The following is a 6242-nucleotide window of genomic DNA, read 5'->3' on the forward strand; positions in this document are numbered from 1 at the left end:
TTTGTAAGCTAACGCTATAATAAGTACATAATAAACTTAACGATAGGAAAGGAGGATTTTTATGCAGATTATTACAACCGTAACTGTAAATCAAGTTTTAACCGAAAAGAGCCGTGAAAAACTATTTCATTCCTTTCAAAGTAGAAAAATAGAGCTGCAAAAAGAAATTGATCAATTAAAATTTGAGAGGAAACGGCTAGAAAAAACGAAGAAATATAATATTAATATGTTACATAACTATTTTGAAAAAGAAATTGAAAATCGTAATGAAAAAATTAAACTGCTTGATTTCCAATTGGAACAGCTAGAAATCCTCCCCCTCGGTTCCCAATTAAAAGAACGGGAAGTACAAGGACTTGTAAATGTAGAAGTCGGCGATAAATGGGATGACTTTTTAAATAAAACTATCGTAGTAAAAGATGGAATTATAACAGAAATTAGAGGTGACTAGATTGAAAACTTTTTATAATGTAGGGAAAATCGTCAACACCCATGGAATTAGAGGAGAAGTTCGAGTAATATCCGTTACTGACTTTCCTGAAGAACGATATAAAAAAGGGGCTAAACTATATTTATTTAAACAAAACAATCCTGAACCAATTGAACTTACGGTAAAGTCATGGCGCAAGCATAAAAACTTCGATTTACTTACTTTCGAAGGTTACGAATCGATTAATGACGTAGAACAGTTTAAAGGTAGCTCGCTAAAGATTTCTGAAGATCAGCTAGATCAACTTAAAGACGATGAATTTTATTTTCATGAAATTATTGGTTGTACAGTAAAAACGATTGACGATAAAGAAATTGGTACAATTAAAGAAATATTAACCCCAGGTGCGAATGATGTATGGGTTGTTAAAGGTACGGATCGAAAAGAGTATTTAATCCCATATATTGATGATGTTGTTAAAAAGGTAGATGTTAAAGAGAAAATGGTCGTTATTGAACCGATGGAAGGATTGTTAGATTAATGAGAATCGATGTGTTAACACTGTTTCCGAATATGTTTTCTGGTGTTTTTAATGAATCAATTTTAAAACGGGCCCAAGAAATTGGTAGTGTCCAATATAATGTCGTTAACTTTCGTGAATATGCCAATAACAAACATAATACCGTCGATGATTATCCCTATGGTGGCGGGGCAGGAATGGTTCTAAAGCCAGAACCGATATTTAACGCCGTTGAATCTATTAAAGAAGATACGAAGTCAACACCTAGGGTAATCCTCCTTTGTCCTCAAGGTGAGCGTTATACTCAAAAAAAAGCGGAAGAATTGGCTAAAGAAGCGCACCTATTATTTATTTGCGGCCATTATGAAGGGTATGATGAACGGATTCGTGAACATTTAGTAACGGATGAAATTTCGATCGGAGATTTCGTTTTAACAGGTGGCGAGTTAGGTGCAATGGTTGTTATTGACAGTGTTGTTCGTCTTTTACCAGGCGTTCTTGGTAACGAAGAATCACCTGTTCAAGATTCATTTTCAACAGGTTTACTCGAACATCCCCATTACACACGACCAGCCGAATTCCGAGGTATGAAAGTTCCTGATGTATTACTTTCAGGAAATCATAAATTAATTGACGAATGGCGTAGAAAACAATCATTAAAACGGACATATGAGCGTAGACCAGATCTTTTACAATCTTTCAATTTAACAGACCAAGATAAAAAATGGCTCGAAGAAATTAAAAAGGAAAGATCACTGTTTTAAATTGTGATTTTTTACTCAAAAAGTTCGAGATAGTATTGATTTATTTTAAGTATTTATGGTAGACTATATTTTGTGGTTTTGGATTACATATCCATGCCCGTTAAAACGATGTTCCGCTGCAATTATATATATTGGTAAGAACATCTGTTGGAAGGAGTTGAAACGAATGCAACAAATCATTGAAGAAATTACGAAAGAACAACTTCGTACAGATCTTCCTGCATTCCGTCCTGGTGATACTGTTCGTGTACACGTTAAAGTTGTTGAGGGTACTCGCGAACGTATCCAGATTTTTGAAGGTGTTGTAATTAAACGCCGTGGCGGTGGAATCAGTGAAACATTCACTGTACGTAAAATTTCTTACGGTGTTGGAGTTGAACGTACTTTCCCTGTACATTCTCCAAAAATCGCTAAATTAGAAGTTGTACGTCGCGGTAAAGTTCGTCGTGCGAAACTTTATTACCTACGTAACTTACGTGGTAAAGCTGCACGTATTAAAGAAATTCGATAATTTTCAGAAACAAAGGGAGCTTGGTTACCAGGCTCCTTTTTTGTTTATAAAAAACGATTATGAATTTAATAAATGATTTGCTATCGAAAACATGAATTATGTAAAATAAATATATATGAATCGAAAGTCATACATACAGTTTGTGAAGTTTGATTGAGGACATGTGTTAAAATATATTTGTTTGAAATAATTGGAGGTTTTATTATTGGCGAAAAAGAGTGAATTATGGGAGTGGGTCAAAATTTTATTGATAGCTGCAGCATTAGCAGCGGTGATTCGATTCTTTTTATTTACACCAATTATCGTAGATGGAGAATCAATGATGCCCACTTTAGAAGACCGTGATCGGATGATTGTAAATAAACTTTCTTACAAATTAGGAGATATAGAACGCTTTGATATTGTCGTTTTTAAAGTATCCGATAAAAAAGATTACATAAAACGCGTAATCGGTTTACCAGGTGAATTTATTGAATATAAAAATGATACGTTATATGTCGATGGTGTTGCTTATGATGAACCGTATTTAGACGATTATAAAAAGGAATATCAACAAATTTATATGGGTGGCTCATTAACACCTGATTTTTCATATCAAGTACCAGAAGGCCATGTATTTGTAATGGGAGATAATCGTAGATTTAGTCGTGATAGTCGGGATTATACAATTGGTCCAATCTCAGTAGAGCATATTTTAGGTAAAGCAAGTATCATCTATTGGCCGATTGAAGATTTTAAAATTATTAATTAACAAACATTTATTAACAGCCTAGGAGGATTACAATGCAAATACAATGGTTTCCAGGCCATATGGCTAAAGCAAGAAGAGAAGTTACGGAAAAATTAAAACTAATTGATATCGTTTTTGAGTTGACGGATGCGCGAATTCCATTTTCATCGAGAAATCCGATGATTGATGAAATTATTAGTCAAAAGCCAAGAATCGTTTTATTAAATAAAGCGGATATGGCGGACCCAGTTAAAACAGAGCAATGGGTTGAATATTATCGCAAACAAAATGTTACAGCAATTCCAATTAATGCACAGACCGGTGAAGGACTAAAAACGTTAATTGCCAAATCAAAAGAATTAACAAAAGAAAAATTCGATAAAATGCGGGCAAAAGGGATTATTAAACCCCGTGCTATTCGGGCGATGGTCGTCGGGATCCCGAACTCAGGAAAATCAACATTAATAAATAAGCTTGCGAAAAGAAATATTGCAAAGACTGGGAATACACCAGGAGTAACACGCCAACAACAATGGATTAAAGTTGGGAAAGAAATTGAATTACTCGACACACCAGGAATTCTTTGGCCGAAATTTGAAGATCAAGAAGTAGGTTATAATCTTGCAGTAACAGGGGCAATTAAAGATACTATCTTAAATCTGCAAGATATCGCCGTTTTTGCTTTACGTTTCTTGGAAAAAAATTATCCAGAAAAGCTTAAGGAGCGTTACGATTTTGAATCTGTTCCAGAAGAAATTGTCGAAATGTTTGATTGGATTGGAACTAAACGAGGATGTTTAACTGCAGGTAGTGAAGTAGATTATGATAAAACAGCTGACGTTATTATTCGGGACATTCGTACTTTAAAATTAGGTCGAATTACATTTGAAACACCTGAGCAACTAGAAAATGAGGAGTAGTACATTCAATGGCTTATACGATTAAACAAATCTCAGAAAAATTACAACAAATCACAGATGAAAACGATTCTTTTATAAAAGAATGTTCGTTAGATGAACGAAAAGGTGTTCAAGTTTTATTAGAAAAATGGAAAAAAACGAAGGAAAAAGAAAAAATCGAGCGGGAACGTTTTACTGAAATGACAATATACGAACAAGAAGCTCGAAAACAAGGATTTTCTCTTATAGCAGGTATTGATGAAGTTGGAAGGGGACCACTAGCTGGTCCTATTGTTGCCTCAGCACTTATACTTCCTGAAGATATTTTTATTCCGGGTTTAAATGATTCAAAAAAACTCTCAATTAAAAAACGCGAAGAATTATATGAACAAATCTATCAATCCGCAATATCTGTAGGAATAGGTGTTGTAAGTCCAAAAGAAATAGATCGGTTAAATATTTATGAAGCGACTAAAAAAGCAATGCTTGATGCACTCCAACAACTCACACCGTTTCCTGACTATCTACTAATAGATGCAATGGAATTAGTAACACCGATTCCTCAACGTTCAATAATAAAAGGCGATGCAAATTCAATATCAATCGCAAGTGCATCAATTATAGCTAAAGTTTATCGTGATCGCTTAATGTTGGACTATCATAAACAATATCCACAATATCGTTTTGATAAAAATATGGGCTATGGTACGAAAGAACATTTAGAGGCACTCGAAAAATATGGACCTACTCCAATTCACAGGAAATCTTTTTCACCAATAAAAGAAATGGTTGAACCAAATTTATTTACTTTAGGGTTCGATGAATAAATTAACTAGGATGAGTATAAATGAGTATTTTTTCGTTAACTTCTTTGTCTCAGACGACGCAATCAACAAAAATGACTAGTACGAAATTACAATTTCATAAGGGCCAAATTATTTCAGGTAAAGTACTTTTTATAGATTCACAAAATAATGCTCTAGTACAAGTACAAAATCAAGAATTACTAGCTAAATTAGAAGTGCCGATTGATACAGCTCGAAACTATTTTTTTCAAGTTCAAGGAACAGAAGATAAAGTCATCTTAAAGGTACTGGAAAATGTAACGAATATCGATTCATTACTAAACGTATTACAAGTACCGAATAATAAAAAAATGAATCACTTTATGCAAAGCATGTTAAATAGTCAATTACCTATTAATAAAGAAATTGTTCAAAAAGCAACGAATTGGATTCAGTTAACAAATGATCCTCAAAAAGTCATTCAAACGATGAAACAAATCCATTCAGCAAATTTACCATTTTCAAATGAAGTTTTTCAAAGTTTATTTCATTTTCATCACGGTTCGTCTTTGACGAACCTACTTAATCAATTCCAGCAACAATTAAAAAGTCATCCCGATATCGAACTTAATCAACAACTCCAACTGTTGATGGGAAATTCCACTATAAATGATGCTATACAGACGGTTAATTGGAAAAATGGTGAAAGTGTTCAAAAGGTATTACAATCTATTATGAATGCCATCGGGTTTAATGCAGAGGCGCAATTAGCAACTGGGAAACTTCCCGTTGAATTACCTTTAAAATTGCAATTAATGAATCTTTTGCAAGCAAATCCGCAATTACCGAGTAGTTTAAAGTCGATTGCTGAACAACTAATTTTTAAAATAACTGGGAGTCAATTACAAACGGTGAATCAAGACTCCTTTTTTCAATGTACTATTGCCATCCCGATTCCATTACCAGAAGAAATGATTGATGCCCAATTTCAATTTCGTGGTAAAAAAGATAAAAATGGACAGTTAGATAAAGATTTTTGTCAAATCGTTTTCGATTTAGCAATGCCTAATATAGGCAAGTTAATAACCTTCATGAACGTACAAAATCGAATTATTACATTAAATATAAAAAGTAATTACGCAGGTTTAGAGGAGATTAGTAAAGATTTAATTTCTTCATTAAAAAATGTCTTAGAAAAAAATGACTATGTACTAAGTACAGTAAAATTTGAAAAATTAACTAGTGATTCTATGAAAAAAGATATGAATAAAACTCTTCCCACTTATAATATGATTGGAAATTTGGATGTGAAAATATGACAAGCGAAAATAGGAAAGAAGCTGTCGCATTAACGTATACGGGTGAAGACAATGCTGCACCTGTTATTAAAGCGAAAGGCAAAGGAATGGTTGCTGAACAAATAATTCAACTTGCAAATGAACATAATGTGCCTATTTATGAAGATAAAGCGTTAGTAGAATTGTTAGGACAACTTGATTTAAATGAAACTATACCAGAAGAATTATATAAAGCTGTTGCTGAAGTCCTTGCTTTTATTTATCGCTTAGATCGAAAGGAACAAGAAAATAATTGAAAAAATTAA

Annotated in this window: 9 protein-coding genes; all 9 read left to right on the plus strand. The window is 33.3% G+C overall.

Annotated features, from left to right (window positions below; genetic code table 11):
* Positions 1-61 precede the first annotated feature (61 nt).
* The gene (locus GW534_RS00500) at positions 62-451 is read left to right on the plus strand and encodes a YlqD family protein (protein ID WP_161919087.1); all 390 of its coding nucleotides are present in this window, start codon (positions 62-64) and stop codon (positions 449-451) included.
* 1 nt (position 452) lies between these two features.
* Positions 453-971 (plus strand): ribosome maturation factor RimM, encoded by a 519-nt coding sequence (rimM, locus tag GW534_RS00505; protein ID WP_161919088.1) that lies wholly within the window; start codon positions 453-455, stop codon positions 969-971.
* Positions 971-1714, plus strand: coding sequence for a tRNA (guanosine(37)-N1)-methyltransferase TrmD (gene trmD / locus GW534_RS00510; protein WP_161919089.1), 744 nt, complete (start codon positions 971-973; stop codon positions 1712-1714). The genes rimM and trmD overlap by 1 nt, the downstream gene beginning before the upstream one ends.
* Before the next feature lie 166 nt (positions 1715-1880).
* On the plus strand, positions 1881-2225 hold the full coding sequence (gene rplS / locus GW534_RS00515; protein WP_161919090.1) for a 50S ribosomal protein L19: 345 nt from the start codon (positions 1881-1883) through the stop codon (positions 2223-2225).
* A 205-nt stretch (positions 2226-2430) separates the two neighbouring features.
* Positions 2431-2976: a signal peptidase I gene (gene lepB / locus GW534_RS00520; RefSeq protein ID WP_161919091.1), complete on the plus strand. Its 546-nt coding sequence runs from the start codon at positions 2431-2433 to the stop codon at positions 2974-2976.
* A 32-nt stretch (positions 2977-3008) separates the two neighbouring features.
* Positions 3009-3875, plus strand: coding sequence for a ribosome biogenesis GTPase YlqF (ylqF, locus tag GW534_RS00525; RefSeq protein WP_161919092.1), 867 nt, complete (start codon positions 3009-3011; stop codon positions 3873-3875).
* A gap of 8 nt (positions 3876-3883) precedes the next feature.
* Entirely contained in the window at positions 3884-4681 is a 798-nt protein-coding gene (locus tag GW534_RS00530; RefSeq protein ID WP_161919093.1) for a ribonuclease HII, read from the plus strand.
* A 20-nt stretch (positions 4682-4701) separates the two neighbouring features.
* Positions 4702-5958 carry a hypothetical protein gene (locus GW534_RS00535; RefSeq protein WP_210253463.1) on the plus strand — a complete coding sequence of 419 codons (1257 nt, stop codon included), beginning with the start codon at positions 4702-4704 and terminating at the stop codon, positions 5956-5958.
* Positions 5955-6233, plus strand: coding sequence for an EscU/YscU/HrcU family type III secretion system export apparatus switch protein (locus tag GW534_RS00540; protein ID WP_161919095.1), 279 nt, complete (start codon positions 5955-5957; stop codon positions 6231-6233). The genes GW534_RS00535 and GW534_RS00540 overlap by 4 nt, the downstream gene beginning before the upstream one ends.
* Positions 6234-6242: the final 9 nt, after the last annotated feature.

Source organism: Pallidibacillus pasinlerensis (assembly GCF_009996845.1).
Classification (GTDB): domain Bacteria; phylum Bacillota; class Bacilli; order Bacillales; family Caldibacillaceae; genus Pallidibacillus; species Pallidibacillus pasinlerensis.

What these genes read in the sequence shown, in the direction of transcription:
- GW534_RS00500 (WP_161919087.1), top strand. Translation starts at nt 62, where the DNA reads ATGCAGATTATTACAACCGTAACTGTAAATCAAGTTTTAACCGAAAAG.
- trmD (WP_161919089.1), top strand. Translation starts at nt 971, where the DNA reads ATGAGAATCGATGTGTTAACACTGTTTCCGAATATGTTTTCTGGTGTT.
- rplS (WP_161919090.1), top strand. Translation starts at nt 1,881, where the DNA reads ATGCAACAAATCATTGAAGAAATTACGAAAGAACAACTTCGTACAGAT.
- ylqF (WP_161919092.1), top strand. Translation starts at nt 3,009, where the DNA reads ATGCAAATACAATGGTTTCCAGGCCATATGGCTAAAGCAAGAAGAGAA.
- GW534_RS00530 (WP_161919093.1), top strand. Translation starts at nt 3,884, where the DNA reads ATGGCTTATACGATTAAACAAATCTCAGAAAAATTACAACAAATCACA.
- GW534_RS00535 (WP_210253463.1), top strand. Translation starts at nt 4,702, where the DNA reads ATGAGTATTTTTTCGTTAACTTCTTTGTCTCAGACGACGCAATCAACA.
- GW534_RS00540 (WP_161919095.1), top strand. Translation starts at nt 5,955, where the DNA reads ATGACAAGCGAAAATAGGAAAGAAGCTGTCGCATTAACGTATACGGGT.